The organism is Streptomyces sp. RKAG290 (assembly GCF_023701695.1).
In the GTDB taxonomy this organism is placed as follows: Bacteria; Actinomycetota; Actinomycetes; order Streptomycetales; family Streptomycetaceae; genus Streptomyces.
On sequence record NZ_JAJOZC010000001.1, the window covers coordinates 874,187 to 890,470 of the forward strand.

General features: G+C 72.4%; 9 protein-coding genes and 1 pseudogene. 3 read left to right on the forward strand and 7 right to left on the reverse strand.

Annotated elements, in window-relative coordinates; translation table 11 throughout:
* Window positions 1-183: 183 nt before the first annotated feature.
* The gene (locus tag LNW71_RS03750; protein WP_250966911.1) at window positions 184-1,431 is read left to right on the forward strand and encodes an MFS transporter; all 1,248 of its coding nucleotides are present in this window, start codon (window positions 184-186) and stop codon (window positions 1,429-1,431) included.
* Between the two features lie 120 nt (window positions 1,432-1,551).
* Here the strand turns inward: LNW71_RS03750 and LNW71_RS03755 are convergent.
* The 6 genes and pseudogenes from LNW71_RS03755 to LNW71_RS03780 all read right to left on the reverse strand — a co-directional run bounded on the left by LNW71_RS03755 (window position 1,552) and on the right by LNW71_RS03780 (window position 12,237).
* Window positions 1,552-5,309 (reverse strand): annotated as a pseudogene (locus tag LNW71_RS03755) (S8 family serine peptidase).
* A gap of 105 nt (window positions 5,310-5,414) precedes the next feature.
* On the reverse strand, window positions 5,415-6,566 hold the full coding sequence (locus tag LNW71_RS03760; protein WP_250966912.1) for an XdhC/CoxI family protein: 1,152 nt from the start codon (window positions 6,564-6,566) through the stop codon (window positions 5,415-5,417).
* Window positions 6,567-6,637: 71 nt separating this feature from the next.
* Window positions 6,638-8,095 (reverse strand): NCS2 family permease, encoded by a 1,458-nt coding sequence (locus LNW71_RS03765; protein WP_250966913.1) that lies wholly within the window; start codon window positions 8,093-8,095, stop codon window positions 6,638-6,640.
* A 267-nt stretch (window positions 8,096-8,362) separates the two neighbouring features.
* Window positions 8,363-10,747 (reverse strand): molybdopterin cofactor-binding domain-containing protein, encoded by a 2,385-nt coding sequence (locus tag LNW71_RS03770; RefSeq protein WP_250966914.1) that lies wholly within the window; start codon window positions 10,745-10,747, stop codon window positions 8,363-8,365.
* Between the two features lie 3 nt (window positions 10,748-10,750).
* Complete coding sequence (locus tag LNW71_RS03775; protein ID WP_250966915.1) at window positions 10,751-11,344, reverse strand: (2Fe-2S)-binding protein; 594 nt, start codon at window positions 11,342-11,344, stop codon at window positions 10,751-10,753.
* 2 nt (window positions 11,345-11,346) lie between these two features.
* On the reverse strand, window positions 11,347-12,237 hold the full coding sequence (locus LNW71_RS03780) for a xanthine dehydrogenase family protein subunit M (RefSeq protein WP_250966916.1): 891 nt from the start codon (window positions 12,235-12,237) through the stop codon (window positions 11,347-11,349).
* A 261-nt stretch (window positions 12,238-12,498) separates the two neighbouring features.
* On the opposite strand from LNW71_RS03780, the gene LNW71_RS03785 reads away from it, so the two are divergent.
* Both LNW71_RS03785 and LNW71_RS03790 read left to right on the forward strand, forming a co-directional pair.
* Window positions 12,499-14,229, forward strand: a complete 1,731-nt coding sequence (locus LNW71_RS03785) for a PucR family transcriptional regulator (RefSeq protein WP_250966917.1) — start codon at window positions 12,499-12,501, stop codon at window positions 14,227-14,229.
* Window positions 14,230-14,492: 263 nt separating this feature from the next.
* A complete protein-coding gene (locus LNW71_RS03790) occupies window positions 14,493-15,278 on the forward strand; it encodes a hypothetical protein (protein ID WP_250966918.1) in 786 nt (261 codons plus the stop codon).
* Window positions 15,279-15,426: 148 nt separating this feature from the next.
* On the opposite strand, the gene LNW71_RS03795 is transcribed toward LNW71_RS03790, so the two are convergent.
* Complete coding sequence (locus tag LNW71_RS03795; protein ID WP_250966919.1) at window positions 15,427-16,188, reverse strand: GntR family transcriptional regulator; 762 nt, start codon at window positions 16,186-16,188, stop codon at window positions 15,427-15,429.
* Window positions 16,189-16,284 lie beyond the last annotated feature (96 nt).

Here is a 16,284-nt window from a genome sequence, read left to right on the forward strand (position 1 = left end):
GGCGGCGCACCTCACGATATTCGCTGCCGCCGGCGGCAGCGGCTCTGCTATTTTTCCCGCATGACTCCTCCTCGTGCATAGGACCCGGCACTGACCGCACCCGCTCCACCGGGTGCGGCGCTCCGGTGTCCCCGCACGCCCGCAGCCCGGTGTTCCGGCGCTGCCCTCACGAGGAATGTCCTCATGTCCACACCTTCGTCCGCGCCTTCGCGCGCGCCCTCCTACGCCACCGTTCTCCGTACCCGCCACGCGTCCCGGACCTTCGGCGCCGCGCTGCTGGGGCGGCTGTCCTACGGGATGGTGTCGCTCTCCCTGCTGCTGGCCGTCAAGGACGCCACCGGCTCGTACGCCGTCGCCGGCGGTGTGATGGCCCTGTTCGGGGCCGCCAGCGTCTTCCTCTCCCCCGCCCGCGCCGCACTGATCGACCGGTACGGCCCGCGCCGGGCCCTGCCGCCGATGGCGGGTCTGTACGCGGCCCTGCTCACCGCACTGGCCGGCGCCACCTGGCGGCCCGGCGTCCCCGCGCTGGTGCTGGGGGCGCTGGCCGTGACGGCGGGCGCCTGCACCCCGCCGCTGGGGCCGGTCATGCGGACTCTGTGGAGCAGCCTCGTGCCCGACCGGGAGCTGCTCCAGCGCGCCTACAGCCTCGACGGCGTCGCCGAGGAACTGCTCTTCGTCAGCGGGCCGTTGCTGGTGGGCCTCGTGGTGAAGGCCGCCGAACCGGCGGCCGGGGTCCTGGCCAGTGCCGTGCTGGCCCTCGTGGGCACAGCGGCGATGGTGACGTCACCCGCCGTACCCCGTAAGCATCTTGCCGCCGCTCCGGCCGCGGAAGGCCGCCCCGCCGCGCCCCGGCTCCGGTTGCACGACATCGCCGCGCTGCGTCACGCGGTACTGGTGACCGCCGCGGTGGGCCTCTGCCTCGGAGGCCTCGACCTGCTGGTGGTCGCCTTCACCGAGCAGCGCCATCAGGCGGCGGCCGTGGCGTGGGTGCTCGCCGCGCTCTCGGCGGGGAGTGCGGTCGGGGGCCTGGCGTACGGCGCGGTCCGGTGGCGGTCATCGAGCCGGGTACGGCTGCCGGTGGCGGCGGGCGCGCTGGGTGCGGCGCTGCTGCTGGCCGGACTCTCGCCGCACCTGTACGTGCTGATCGCCGTGGTCGCGGTGGCCGGGATGTTCGTGGCCCCGGCCCTCACCACCGCGTATCTGATCGCGGACGAGTCGGTGGACGTCTCGCGGCGCACCCAGGCGGGCGCCTGGGTCAACACCGCCGTCAACGCGGGGTCTTCGGGCGGCACCGCGGTGGTCGGTCTGCTCGTCGGCCGGCTCCCGCTGCCCGTGTGCTTCGCCCTCGCGGCCGCACCCGCGCTGCTGTGCGCGGCGGCGGTGCTCCGGCGGCCTGCCGAGCTGCGTCCCAGAGTCCCGGACGCCGCGTAAGGGCTGCCGGGAGAGACCCCGGCGCCGAGCGGGTCCTGGTCCTGCGCAGGACCACGAAGAGGCGGCCGCGCACCCCGGGGGCCGGGGTGCGCGGCCGCCTCAAGAGGCAGTCTCAGCAGGTCACTTCAGGCCGAAGGCCCGGATGATCTCCTGGTCCACGCCGAGACCGCCGCCGGCCTCCGCATGCGCCTTGAGCGAGACCGCGGTGGCGCCCTTCTTCGGGGTCTTGAACCGGGCGGTCCAGGAACCGGCCGAGTCCTTCTTGAGCTGCACCGCGCTCCAGCTCTTCCCGTCGTCGTAACTGACGGACAGCGAGGCCTTCGACGCCTTCACGGCGCCGTCCAGCCACTCCTGCGTGGTCGACGAGAGACCGAGCTCGGTCCACTGCCCGGCCTTCACGTCACCGGCCAGGTCGGTGCTGACGTCGTAGTCCAGCTGGAGCAGCGGGATGTCGGCCTGCGTGGGACCGCTCGGGTCGAGCGCGCCGGAGACGAAGTCCCACTCGGTGTGCGTCCGGATCGAGGACTTCCAGGTCTCGGCGTCACGCGAGGCGTCGAGCACCAGCCGGTACGGGAGCTTCTCGGCGGAGAGGTCCCCGACGTAGCCCGCGCGGCCCGGCGACTCGTCGATCAGGGTGTCGCCCTGGTAGAAGGCGACGGTGCCGGTGTCGTACTCCTTGTCGGGCATGGAGCCGGAGTGGCCGGTGCCGGAGTCCGTCCACGGCGTCATGTTGAACTGGATGTCGTTGTACGAGGTGCGGAACGGACCCCAGAAGCCGGTGCCCAGGCGCGGGTGGGTGACCGGTGCGAACCACTCGTCCCGGTAGCTGCGGCCCGCCGTGTAGTCCGCCTCGGCGCCGCGTTCCTCCAGCGAGACGTCGCTGCCGTCGGCGTTGTAGACCGCGTGGTCCTCGTACCAGAACGAGGCGCCGGGCAGCGGGTTGACCCACTCGGTACGGGTGGCGGGGTACTTCTCGTACTCCGCGAAGCCGATGCCGAAGCCGTAGTCGGGGATGTCGTAGCGGTAGCCGCCGCCGACTACGTCACGGTTGCCGTGGAAGGTGTTCTCCACCTTCGCGAGCTGACGGGTGGCCGGGGCGAAGGCCAGCGAGCGGTCGGGGATCGTGCCGTCGTGGCGGTCGACCAGGTCGTACACGTAGCTCGCGAACCTCCGTTGGCCGACCGTCACCTTCCGGCCCCGCTGGGCGGCCTTGACGAGAGCGTCGCCTGCGAGGCGCCGGACGGAGGCGACCGGGACGGCCGCCGTGGCGCCGTCGCTGCCGGCGTAGGACTCCATCAGCACGCCGTCGCCCTCGTTGACGACGAAGAGCGCCTTGGCGCCCGCGGCGACCGCGGCCGCCATCCGGTCGGCGGGGGCCACCGCCGCGCTGCTGCGGATCACGACGGCCTTGCCCCTGGCGTCGATCTTCCGGTAGTCGGCGGAGGCGCCGTTGCCCGCGAAGACGGTGCCGAGTTGCTTCCTGCTGTCCTCGGCGACGGGCGAACCGCCCTGCACGGCCACCGGCACATCGCGGCCGTCGGCCGTCAGGTCGATCAGCTTCTCGCCCTGCCGCCAGCGGGTCAGGAAGGAGAAGCTGCCCTGGGTGACCTTCTTCGTCGGGCTCGCCCACAGCTGGTCGTACGTCAGCGGGATCTGGAAGGCGTCGCGCTGGACGGTGCCGTCCGGTGCGGTGCGCGCCATGTCGTAGCGCAGCTGACGGGTCTCGGTCTCCTTCGGCGTCCGCACGCTGACCTTGTGGGCCTTGGAGGCGTCGAGGGAGACGGTGGTCGGCTTGTCGAGGATGATCTCGGGGGCGGCCAGGAAGGCGAGGGCCTTCGAGTCCGCGGTGTCACCCTTGATGTCGGCGGCGGACCAGGCGGTGTAGTTGCCCGGCGGCAGTCGCAGCGTGGTCGTGCCCGGCACCGCGACGACGCCGAGGTTCGGGTCGCCGAGTGCGGCGAGGACGACCTGGCCGTCCATCGGCTTGCCCGCGCGGTCGCGCAGCTGGAGCGTCAGGTCGTAGAGCTCCTGCTCCTTGTTGAGCGCGAAGCCGGTGTGCGCGACGGTAGTGCCGGTGGCGTCCTTCGCGGTCACCTGTCCGGAGAAGGTGGTGTTGTTCTCGGCCTTCGACGGGTCGAGCGAGAGCACGGCATCGGCGGTCGAACCGGCCGGGACTGTCAGCTTCTTGACCGAGAGCGTGTAGGCGGCTTCGTCCGTGCCGGTCGCCAGGTCCAGCGTGACGTCCTTGTCACCGGTGTTGCGGTAGGTGATGGTGCGCTCGGCGACCGGGTCGGAGGCGGAGTGCGGCCAGTCGTACGACGCGACCGCGACGGAACCGGTGGCCTCGATCGTGGTGTCGATCGCCGCCTTCACGTCCAGCCGCCCGGAGCCCTGCTCGTACGGGGTGTAGTCGGGCAGCTCCTTCGACGAGGTCATCAGCGCGTCCTTGATGCGCTGGCCGGACCAGTCGGGGTGACGCTGCTTCATGATGGCCGCGGCGCCCGCGACATGCGGCGTCGCCATCGACGTGCCGGACATCGACTGGTACATGCCCTCGATGCCGGGAACCGACTGCGAGGCGGCCGCGTTGATGTCGACGCCCGGTGCGGAGAGGTCGGGCTTGAGGCCGTAGGACCTGGTGAGCGGGCCCATGGAGGAGAAGTCCGCGCGGTTGTCCTGCTTGTCGACGGCGGCGATGGTGAGCGCCTTGTCCGCCGAGCCGGGTGCGCCGATGGTGCCCGCGCCGTACGCGTTGCCCGCCGCGATCACGAACAGCGGGCCACCGTCGGCCGAGAGGGTGTCGACGGCCTGCGACATCGGGTCCGAGCCGTCGTCCGGGATGCTGGAGCCCAGGCTCATGGAGACGACGTCGGCGCCTTCCGCCTTGGCCCACTCCATCGCCTCGATGATGCCGGAGTCCGCGCCGGAGCCCTCGTCACTGAGCACCTTGCCGATGATCAGGTCCGCGGCGGGGCGACCCCCTTGTTGAGACCGTCCGACGCGGCGCCGGAACCGGCGATCGTGGAGGCGACGTGCGTGCCGTGGCCGTTCTTGTCGTCGACCTCCTGGCCGGGCACGAAGCTCCTGGACTCCAGGATGCGGTCCTTGACGTCCGGGTGCGTGGCGTCGATGCCGGTGTCCAGGACGGCGACCTTGGAGCCCTTGCCGTCGTAGCCCGCGGCCCACGCCTGCGGGGCGTTGATCTGCGGGACGGAGTCCTTCAGCGCGGCCTCGGCCCGGCCGTCGAGCCAGAGCTTGGAGATGCCGTTGTCCAGCGCACGCGCCTGGGACGTGGCCGCGATGTCGTTCCAGAAGGTGCGGGTGGTGTCCTTCTGCGCCTTCAGCGCCGCTCCGTGGATGCTCTCCAGCCGGCGGACCGCCTTGCTGCCGCGGGGCGCCGCGGGCAGCGAACGTGCCTTGCTCGCCGGGTAGGTGGCGATCAGCGGGATGCCGCCGGTCTTCTTGTCGTCGTAGCCCATCTTCGCGAGCGCGGTGACGTCGAAGAGCCGGCGGTCCAGCTTGCCGGCTGCGATCAGGCCGGCCGCCTCGTCGGGCAGGACGTAGATGTCGTCCCCCGCCTGCTGGACGTGCACCCCGCCGGCCGCGCCGTCGGGGCGGTCCACGGTGACGGTGTCCTGCTTGCCGGCGCCGTCGGTGTAGTGGACGACGTCGCCCGTGAGCAGCGTGATGTCGTAGCTCTGGGCCGGGGCGGCGTGGCGGTCGGTGGACGGGGTCCGCCCGGTGGCGGCGGACGCGGAGCCCGTGGCGGGGAGCAGTGCGCCGCTCACCAGGGCGACGGATGTCGCTATGAGGAGGGCTCTGCGCCCCGCGCGGGCGGGTCTCACCCGGCCGGAGGCGGTGGAGGGCGTGAATGTCATGCAGCTGATCTACCGGTAAATGGGCGGCTGCGGTGAGATTCACACCTGGCGTGAATATGCCGTGGCGGCAACCCGCCGGTCGGCGTGAGCGCACACGGGGGCTGATCAGGCCACGGAACCGATCCGCCCGGTGGGCGGCAGGGCGCCGCTGTGGTGGATCGGGGTGTGCGCACCGGTCAGCGGGACGCCGCTGCCGCCGCGCCGGTCCGCGACTATCTCCGCGACGATCGACAGGGCGGTCTCCTCGGGCGTACGGGCGCCGAGGTCGAGGCCGATGGGCGAGTGCAGCCTGGCCAGTTCCAGCTCGGTGACCCCGGCCTCGCGCAGCCGGTCGTTGCGCGCCAGGTGGGTGCGGCGCGAGCCCATCGCGCCGACGTACGCGACGGGAAGCCTCAACGCCGCCTCCAGCAGCGGGACATCGAACTTGGCGTCATGGGTGAGCACGCACAGGACGGTGCGGGCGTCGACGTCGGTGCCGGCCAGGTAGCGGTGCGGCCAGTCGACGACCAGTTCGTCGGCCTCCGGGAATCTGGCCTTCGTGGCGAAGACCGGGCGGGCGTCGCACACCGTGACGTGGTAGCCGATGAACTTCCCGGCCCGCACCAGCGCGGCGGCGAAGTCGATGGCCCCGAACACGATCATCCGGGGCGGCGGGACGCTGGACTCGACGAACAGGGTCAGCGGCTGCCCGCACCGCGAGCCCTCGGCGCCGATGGTGACGGGGCCGGTGCGGCCCGCGTCCAGCAGGGCGCGGGCCTCGGCCGCGGCGGTGCGGTCCAGTTCCGGGTGTCCGCCGAGCCCGCCCTCGTAACGGCCGTCGGGGTGGACCAGCAGGGGCCGGCCGAGGAGTTCGGCGGGCCCGTCGGTGATCCGGGCCACCGCCGCCGCCTCCCCCCGTGCGGCGGCGGCGAGCACGGCGGCGAACACCGGGCGGGCGGGATCGTGCGCCCGGACCGGTGTCACCAGGATGTCGATGACGCCGCCGCAGGTCAGACCGACCGCGAAGGCGTCTTCGTCGCTGTATCCGAACCGCTCCCGGACGGTCGTGCCGTCGTCGAGGGCCTGTCGGCACAGCTCGTACACCGCGCCCTCGACGCACCCGCCGGAGACCGAGCCGATCGCCGTGCCGTCACGGTCGACGGCCAGGGCGGCACCCGGCTGGCGGGGCGCACTGCCGCCGACGGCCACGACCGTGGCAACGGCGAATTCGCGTCCCTGCCCGGCCCACCGGTCGAGCTCCTCGGCGATGTCCAGCATCTCGGTCCCCTTGGCGGATGTGTGGCGGGGGCCTGTCGTCGGACACAGGTGCGGCGACAGGCCCCGGGGCGTCAGCTGACGCCCAGCCAGCTCTCGATCGGATGGAGCGCGAAGTAGACGATGAAGATCACCGTCAGACCCCACATGAAGGCCCCGATCTCGCGGGCCCGGCCCTGGGCGACCTTGATCGCGACCCAGGAGATGACACCTGCCGCCACACCGGTGGTGATGGTGTACGTGAACGGCATCAGGACCACGGTCAGGAAGACCGGGATGGCGACGGCACGGTCGCTCCAGTCCACGTGCCGGGCGTTCTGCATCATCATGGCGCCGATGACGACCAGGGCGGCGGACGCCACCTCGGCCGGCACGATCGCCGTGAGCGGGGTGAAGAAGAGACAGGCGGCGAAGAAGAGGCCGGTGACGACGGAGGCGAGCCCGGTCCTGGCGCCCTCCCCCACACCGGTCGCCGACTCGACGAAGACCGTCTGCCCGGAACCACCGGCGACACCGCCGATCGCACCGCCCGCGCCGTCGATGAACAGCGCCTTGGACAGACCCGGCATCCGGCCCTTGTCGTCGGCCAGTTCGGCCTCCGTACCGACACCGATGATGGTGGCCATCGCGTCGAAGAAGCCGGCCAGCACGAGGGTGAAGACGATGAAGCCGACGGTCATCGCCCCGACGTCGCCCCAGCCGCCGAACTCGACGTCGCCGAAGAGCGAGAAGTCGGGCGAGGAGACCGCGGAGCCCTGGAGCTCGGGCGGGCCGCTGCTCCAGATCTTCGGGTCGACGTCGGCGACCTTGTTGATCACGATGGCGACCACGGTGCCGACGACGATGCCGATCAGGATCGCGCCGGGGACGTTGCGGGCCTGCAGCATGAAGATCAGCAGCAGTGTCACCGCGAAGATGAGGACGGGCCAGCCGGCGAGTTCGCCGGTCGCGCCGAGACTCACCGGGGTGGCGACGCCCTTGCCCACGAAGCCGGCCTTGTAGAGGCCGATGAGGGCGATGAACAGACCGATGCCCATCGTGATGCCGTGCTTCAGTGCGAGCGGGATCGCGTTCATGATCATCTCGCGCAGGCCGGTGACCACCAGGAGGCAGATCACCAGGCCGTACATCACGCACATACCCATGGCCTGCGGCCAGGTCATGTGGGGGGCGACCTGTGAGGACAGGACGCCGGACACACTGAGCCCCGCGGCGAGCGCGAGGGGGACCTTGCCGACGAAGCCCATCAGCAGGGTGGTCGCGGCCGCGGCGAACGCGGTGGCCGTGATCAGCCCCGGCTGGCTGAGGATGTTCCCGTCCACGTCCTTGCCGCCGAGGATCAGCGGGTTGAGCAACAGGATGTACGCCATGGCCATGAAGGTCGTGACACCGCCGCGCACTTCGCGTGCGACGGTCGTTCCGCGCTCGGATATGTGGAAGTACCGGTCGAGCCAAGATCTGCCGGCGGGGACGCGCGAGCCGGGGCCCGCTTCCTCCGCGGCGCTCTGGGGTTCCACTGACTGCTGGGTCATGATGCCTGACTCCCAAGGTTCACAGGGGCACCCGCGATGGAGAATGGAGATGCGGGATTTGGGATGACTGCGCGGGCGGCACGACCCGGGGGACGGCCCAGGACGAACTGTTCATGCAGGGTGGATGTGCGGGTACTGCTTGTGGGGGTGCATCCGGTCAAGAGCCGCGAGCGGTGCGGAGCTTGGGTTCTCCGGGCGGTGTGGGCGGAGGAAGTGTGACGTTCCCTTGGAGGCGCACACCGCCCGGAGAGCTGTGGAGGAGCTCGGTCAAGTGCCGGTGATGTGCTCGGGTCGTACCGGCGTCCTGTTGAGCTCCAGTCCCGTCGCGTCCCGGATCGCCGCGAGGACGGCCGGGGTGGACGACAGGGTGGGGGCCTCACCGACGCCACGGAGCCCGTACGGGGCGTGGTCGTCGGCGAGTTCGAGCACATCGACCGGAATGGCCGGGGTGTCGAGGATGGTGGGGATCAGGTAGTCCGTGAAGGACGGGTTGCGCACCTTCGCGGTCTTCGGGTCGACGATGATCTCCTCCATGACGGCGACACCCAGGCCCTGGGTGGTGCCGCCCTGGATCTGGCCGATGACGGAGAGCGGGTTCAGCGCCTTGCCGACATCCTGGGCGCAGGCCAGTTCGATGACCTTGACCAGGCCGAGCTCGGTGTCGACCTCCACGACCGCGCGGTGTGCGGCGAAGGAGTACTGGACGTGGCCGTTGCCCTGTCCGGTGCGCAGGTCGAAGGCCTCGGTGGGGCGGTGGCGCCACTCCAGCTCGACGTCGACCACTTCTTCCTCCAGCACGTCGGCCAGATCGGCCAGCACCTCGCCGCCGTCGGTGACGACCTTGCCGCCCTCCAGGAGGAGTTCGGCGGTGGCCCAGGCGGGGTGGTACGTGCCGAACTTGCGGCGGCCGATCTCCAGGACCTTCTCGCGGACGGCCTCGCAGGAGTTCTTCACGGCGCCGCCGGTGACGTACGTCTGCCGGGAGGCGGAGGTCGAGCCGGCCGAGCCGACCCGGGTGTCGGCCGGGTGAATGGTGACCTGGGCGACACCGAGTTCGGTACGGGCGATCTGGGCGTGCACGGTGACGCCGCCCTGTCCGACCTCCGCCATGGCGGTGTGCACGGTCGCGACGGGTTCGCCGCCGATGACCTCCATGCGCACCCGTGCGGTGGAGTAGTCGTCGAAGCCCTCGGAGAAGCCGACGTTCTTCAGGCCGACCGCGTAGCCGACGCCGCGGACGACGCCTTCGCCGTGGGTGGTGTTGGACAGCCCACCGGGCAGCGCCCGTACGTCGGCGTGCTCGCCGGCGCTCTCCCACTGGCGCTCGGGCGGCAGCGGCCTGGCCTTGACCCGGCGCAGCAGTTCCGCGACCGGGGCGGGCGAGTCGACCGGCTGCCCGGTCGGCAGCAGGGTGCCCTGCTCCATGGCGTTGAGCTGTCTGAACTCGACCGGGTCCATGCCGAGTTCGGCGGCGACCTTGTCCATCTGCGCCTCGTAGGCGAAGCATGCCTGGACCGCGCCGAAGCCGCGCATCGCGCCGCACGGGGGGTTGTTGGTGTAGAGGGCGAGCGCCTCGATGTCGACGTCCTCGACGGCGTAGGGGCCGACCGAGAGCGAGGAGGCGTTGCCGACGACGGCCGGGGACGCGGAGGCGTATGCGCCGCCGTCCAGCACGATGCGGCACTTCATGTGCGTGAGCTTGCCGTCGCGGGTCGCGCCGTGCTCGTACCAGAGCTTGGCGGGGTGGCGGTGGACGTGTCCGAAGAAGGACTCGAAGCGGTTGTAGACCATCTTCACCGGCTTGCCGGTGCGCAGCGCCAGCAGGCAGGCGTGGATCTGCATCGACAGGTCCTCGCGGCCGCCGAAGGCCCCGCCGACGCCGGAGAGCGTCATGCGGATCCGGTCCTCGGGCAGGCCGAGGACGGGCGCGATCTGGCGGAGGTCGGAGTGCAGCCACTGGGTGGCGACGTACAGGTCGATGCCGCCGTCCTCGGCGGGCACGGCCATGCCGGACTCGGGGCCGAGGAAGGCCTGGTCCTGCATGCCGAAGACGTAACTGCCGCTGACCACGACATCGGCGCGCGCCTTCGCCGCGTCCGCGTCGCCGCGGACGATGGGCTGGCGGTGGACGATGTTGGGGTGCGGTACGTGCCCGACGTGGTGGTCGTCGCGGTCCTCGTGGACGAGGACCGCGTCGGGGGCGGTCGCGGAGGCCTCGTCGGTGATGACGGGGAGTTCGCGGTAGTCGATCCTGATCTTCGCGGCGGCGCGGCGGGCCGTCTCCGGGTGGTCGGCGGCGACGAGGGCCACCGGCTCGCCGTGGTGTCGGACCTTGCCGTGGGCGAGGACGGGGGTGTCCCGGATCTCCAGGCCGTAGTTCTTCACCGCGGTCGGCAGGTCGTCGTAGGTGAGCACGGCGTACACGCCGGGGGTGGCGAGCGCCTCGGAGGTGTCGATCGAGACGATCTCGGCGTGCGCGACGGTGGACCGCAGGGTGTGACCCCAGAGCATGTCCTCGTGCCACAGGTCCGAGGAGTAGGCGAACTCGCCGGTGACCTTCAGGATCCCGTCGGGGCGCAGCGTGGACTCGCCGACGCCGCCCTTGGTGCGGGTGCCCTGGCTGAGGTCCGCGGGGGAACCGTTGACGCCCATCGTCTACACCGTCCCTTGCGCCCGGGCGGCCGCGAGGCGGACCGCGTCGAGGATCTTCTCGTAGCCGGTGCAGCGGCAGAGGTTGCCGGAGAGCGCCTCGCGGATGTCCGCGTCGGACGGCTCCGGGGTGCGCTCCAGCAGCTCGTCGGCCGTGACCAGCAGGCCGGGGGTGCAGAAGCCGCACTGGACGGCGCCGGCATCGATGAAGGCCTGCTGGATCGGCGAGAGCTCACCGGTGTCCCGGGTGTCCTCGCCGGCCGGCTCGGCCTCCCACCGCCGGGCCCGGTCGAGCGCGGTGCCGCAGGCGCCGGAGGGGCAGCCGGCGCCTGGGTGGGCCTCGGTGCGGTGGGCGGCGAAGTCGGCGAGACCTTCGACGGTGACGACCTCGCGGCCCTCCACCTGGCCGGCGGCGACCAGGCAGGAGCAGACCGGAACCCCGTCGAGGCGGACCGTGCAGGAACCGCACTCGCCCTGCTCGCAGGCGTTCTTCGAACCGGGCAGACCCATCCGCTCACGCAGGACGTACAGGAGGGACTCGCCCTCCCAGACGTCGTCCGCCTCGTGCCTGCGGCCGTTGACCGTGAAATTGACGCGCATGGTCATGCAGCTCCTTCGGTGCTGCGGCCGTTGCCGCGGTACGACTCCCAGGTCCAGCCGAGCGTCCGGCGGGCCATGATCCCGACCGCGTGCCTGCGATAGCTCGCGGTGCCGCGCACGTCGTCGATCGGGTTGCAGGCGGCCGCGGCGAGCGTGGCGAACTGCTTGGCGACGGACGGCGTGATGACCGACCGGCTGTCCCAGAACCCGCCCTCCTCCAGTGCCGCGTTCAGAAAGATTTCGGCGTCCTTCGCCCGTACGGGTGTCGGAGCGGCGGATCCGATGCCGGTGCGGACCGTGCGGGTCGCGGGGTGCAGGGCCAGACCGAAGGCGCAGACGGCGATGACCATGGCGTTGCGGGTGCCGACCTTGGAGAACTGCTGCGGACCGTCGGCCTTCTCGATGTGCACGGCCCGGATCAGCTCGTCCGGTTCGAGGGCGTTGCGCTTGACGCCGGTGTAGAAGTCGTCGATGGGGATCAGCCGGGTGCCGCGCACGGACTGCGCCTCCACCTGCGCTCCCGCGGCGAGCAGCGCCGGATGGGCGTCACCGGCGGGCGACGCGGTGCCCAGGTTGCCGCCGACGCCGCCGCGGTTGCGGATCTGCGGGGAGGCGACGGTGTGCGAGGCGATCGCCAGACCGGGCAGCTCCGCTCGCAGGTGCTCCATGATGGCGCTGTACGGGACCGAGGCGCCGAGCCGTACGCTCTCCTGGCCCACCTCCCACTCGGACAGCTCACCGATGCGGTTCAGGTCCAGGAGGTACTCGGGCCGGCGGTGGTCGAAATTGATCTCGACCATCACGTCGGTACCGCCTGCGATGGGCACAGCCGTGGGGTGCTCGGCCTTGGCGGCGAGCGCCTCGTCCCAGCTGGCGGGGCGAAGGAAGTGCATGAGTGGCTCTCTTCCTCTCGAACGGGTCGTTCGCTGGGGCTGCGGACGACCGACCCCCGGCTGTGGTTGTTCATGTGTTGTTAACGCGGTGTGTGGCCCAGTACACAAGCCCTGCTCCACCTGGTGCAGTCACCGAAACCATGAAGGAGTTGGCTGGTCTTCGCCCATGTCTTGTAGATTCGAACGAATGACGGGTCTCTGCGACCCCACCGCAATACCCAGTTTTCACCCGCACCAACGAAAGAGATCGGCGGCGACGAGATGCGGCTGCGCGCACTGCTGGAAACCGACGCGCTGGGCCTGCGGCTGCTCGGCGGCGACGACGAGCTGGACCGGTCGGTCCGCGGCGTCATGACCACCGACCTGCGGGACCCCAGCCGCTACCTCACGGGCGGCGAGCTGGTCCTCACCGGCCTGGCCTGGCGCCGGGACGCAACGGACTCGGAGCCGTTTGTCCGGATCCTGTCGGCCGCCGGGGTCGCCGGCCTCGCGGCGGGCGAGGCGGAGCTCGGCGACATCCCGGCCGATCTGGTCGAGGCGTGCAGCCGGCACCGGCTGCCGCTCTTCGCCGTCCACGAGACCGTCGCCTTCGCGATGATCACCGAGTACGTGGTCCGCCAGGTGTCCGGTGAGCGCGCGGGCGACCTGGCCGCGGTGGTCGACCGGCACCGCAGGCTGATGACCTCGGGCCCGGCGGGCGGTGGCCCGGAAGTGGTGCTCGATCTGCTCGGCTCCGATCTCGACCTGCAGGCCTGGGTGCTCTCGCCCACCGGCCGGCAGATCGCGGGCGCCGGTGAGCCGCTGCCCGCGGCGACCGGCGCGGAGCTGGCCGGCCTCCATCTGGCCGCGGTCCGCTCCGGCCGGCGCGCCCCGCACCGGGTCGCGGTCGGCGGGGTGACGTACTCGCTCTTCCCGATCCGCAACAACGCCCGGGGTGCCGAACCGGCCTCCCGCGACGTGCGCGAATCGGTGCTCTCCGACTGGCTGCTCGCCGTCGAGGCCGACGCGGGCGACTGGCCCGCCGCCCGGCTCGACCTGCTCCAGGGCGTCACCCAGCTGATCGCCGTCGAACGGGACCGGCGCGACGCGGCCCGCACGGTACGCCGCAGGCTCGCCCAGGAGGTCCTGGAGCTGGTCCAGGCGGGCGCCGCGCCCGCCGAGATCGCGGCGAGGCTGCGGGTGGCCGCCCCGGTCCTGCTGCCCGGCCTCGGCACCGCGCCGCACTGGCAGGTGGTGGTGGCCCGGGTCGACTGGGACGCGGAGGGCACGCCCGGCGGCACCGGATCCGCCATCGCGGGCGGCCCGGTCGCCCAGGCCCTGCTGGAGGAGATCCTGGTCGACCCGGCCGTGACCGGCCCCGACTCCGCGGACCGGATCGCGGTCGCGCACACCGGCGACGAGGCCATCGCGCTGGTGCCGCTGCCCGCCGTCGGGGCCCCGCTGCCGGACCCGGACGACGACGCGGCGGTGGACGGCAAGGAGGCCGAGGAGGATCCCGCGCTGCATGCGGACGCCCTGCTGGCCGCGGTGCGCGCCCCGCTCTCCGCGGGCCTCGCCGACGACGGCCGCCTGACACTGGGTGTCAGCGCCTCCGTGCACTCGCCCGAGGGGCTGCGTGGCGCCCTGGAGGAGGCCCGGCACGCCCGCCGGGTGGCTGCGGCCCGTCCGGGGCGGGTCTGCGCGGCCGGCCACCACGAGCTGGCCTCGCACGTGCTGCTGCTGCCGTTCGTCCCGGACGACGTGCGCCGTGCGTTCACCGCACGGCTGCTCGACCCGCTGCGGGACTACGACCGGCGCCACCGCGCGGAGCTGATCCCGACCCTGGAATCGTTCCTGGACTGCGACGGTTCATGGACCCGCTGCGCGGCCCGGCTGCATCTGCACGTCAACACGTTGCGCTACCGGGTCGGGCGAATCGAGCAGTTGACGGGGCGTGATCTTTCGCGCCTGGAGGACAAGCTCGATTTCTTCCTCGCCCTGCGTATGAGCTGACTCCCGGGGGCCACCGCCGCCCCGGGCGCTCCGGCCGATTGTGAAAACTTTCACCTGACATTGCGTCGACCCCTTGGCCCGGCGTGCCATTCCGTGCTGTGATGCGGCCAGACTCGGAGCGTCCTGCAGTTCGGGGGTGGGTGGAGGAGCGGGGCCGGGTGCGCTGCGGATGCGCGCGCCCGGCCCCGCCGCCGCCCCTGACTGCCGGACGCTCTCACCAGCTCGATGGCGCGCTCGGGGAGGGCAATGTGGCGTCTACCGCCATGTCTGGTTCCGGAACGACAGCAGATGACGATCCGCCGCTCCAGACAGCGGTATGGCGGTTGCGCTCGCGCGCCTGTTGGACGGATGCGGCGGCGCTGCTCGAACACGACGCCGCCACCGATCCGGCCGCGGCGCTGCAGCGGACCGCCCTGCTGACCGAACGGTGCCTGTACACGGGGCAGGGCTGGACCGACGCCGAGGACGCGCTGCGCATCGCGGAGGCCATGGCCCACGACGACGCCGAGCGCGGGGCCGCCGCCTGCGAGCGCGGCTACCTGGCGTACGCCTCGACCCTGCTGGGAGTACGGGACCGGGCCGACGAGGCCCGGGTGGCGCTGAGCCGGGCCGCGGCGCTGCTCGCCCCGGCAGCACCGGGCCGCCCGCTGCTCGACTTCCGGCGGGGCCTGATCGCCCAGAACATCGCCGATTCGCCGCAGGCCGCCCGCGCCGCGTACCGCAGGGCCCATGCCGGTGCCACCGCTCAGGGCGACGCGCTGCTGCTCTCCTCCACCTGGCGCCACCTCGCCCTGATCGCCCTGCGCGAGGGGGAGCTGGCGGAGGCCAGGCACGGCTTCGCGGAGTCCCTGCGGATAAGGGAGGAGCTGGGCTATCTGGTCGGTACGGCCCCGGCGCTCATCGCCATGGCGGACGCCGAACCGGAGCCCGAGGTGGCCACCAGGCTGCGCGCCGAGGCGGGCAGGCTCTTCCGGCTGCTCGGGGGCGTGCCGACCTGGCTGGCCCCGCATCTCGACCCGCCGCAGCCGCAGACCGCCGAGGCGAACTGAGGGCCGCGTGGCCGCCCCCGGCGGCCGCGTGCGGTGCTCCTGAAGCCCGGGGCGCCTTCGTTCCGGCCGGGTGCGGTCCACGGCCGGACCGCCGGCCCGCGTCGCCGCGTGCCGGGGAGGTCCTGGGGGCGGGTGGCGCGGGCGGAAGTCAGCCCGCGGCGCCCGTGAAGTGTTCCCGCACGAGTGACTGCACGACCAGCACGTCCTGGGCGATCAGCGCGTCCAGCAGCGCGGTGTGCTCGGCGGCGTCCGCCAACAGGTCGGCGCGGCGGGTGACGGGGTTGGTCTGCAGCGGCCACTGGGAGCGGCGGTGCAGCTCGTCGGCCACCGCCACCAGCTGGGCGTTGCCGGAGAGTGCGAGCACCGCACCGTGGAAGGCCCGGTCGGCCTCTGCGTAACTCGCCCGGTCGCCGACGGCCGCCGCGGCCACGGTGGCGTCCGCCAGCGGGCGCAGGGCGCACCAGCCGGCCGGCGGGACGGTGCGCGCGAGCCGCAGCATGACGGGGACCTCGATCAGCGCCCGCACCTCGGCCAGCTCGGCCAGCTCGCGCGGGCCGCGCTCGGCGACCCGGAAGCCGCGGTTCGGCACGACCTCGACGGCCCCCTCGCCGGCCAGCTGCTGCATCGCCTCACGCACGGGGGTCGCGGAGACCCCGAAGCGGGCGCCGAGCGCCGGGGCGGAGTAGACCTGCCCGGGAATCAGCTCACCGTCCACGAGGGCGGCGCGCAGGGCGTCCAGGATCTGGCCGCGCACGGAGTGCCGCTGCACCACGGCCCGGGGAGCGGGCGGCTCGCCGTGGGTGTGCTCGCCGCGGGCCTGTTCGGGCACCCGGACGGGCGAGTGGGCGGTCACGGAGGCGTCGGCCGCGTACGGCGGCCGCACCTCCTCACGCGCTCTGCCCTGCTCCATGGGTCCTCCTCGGCCTTCCGTGGGCCCGGCTCGCGCGTGCCGTGCCCCGTGTGCACGATAGGCGGCGCAGGCCGCAGTTCAAACATCGATCCGGTC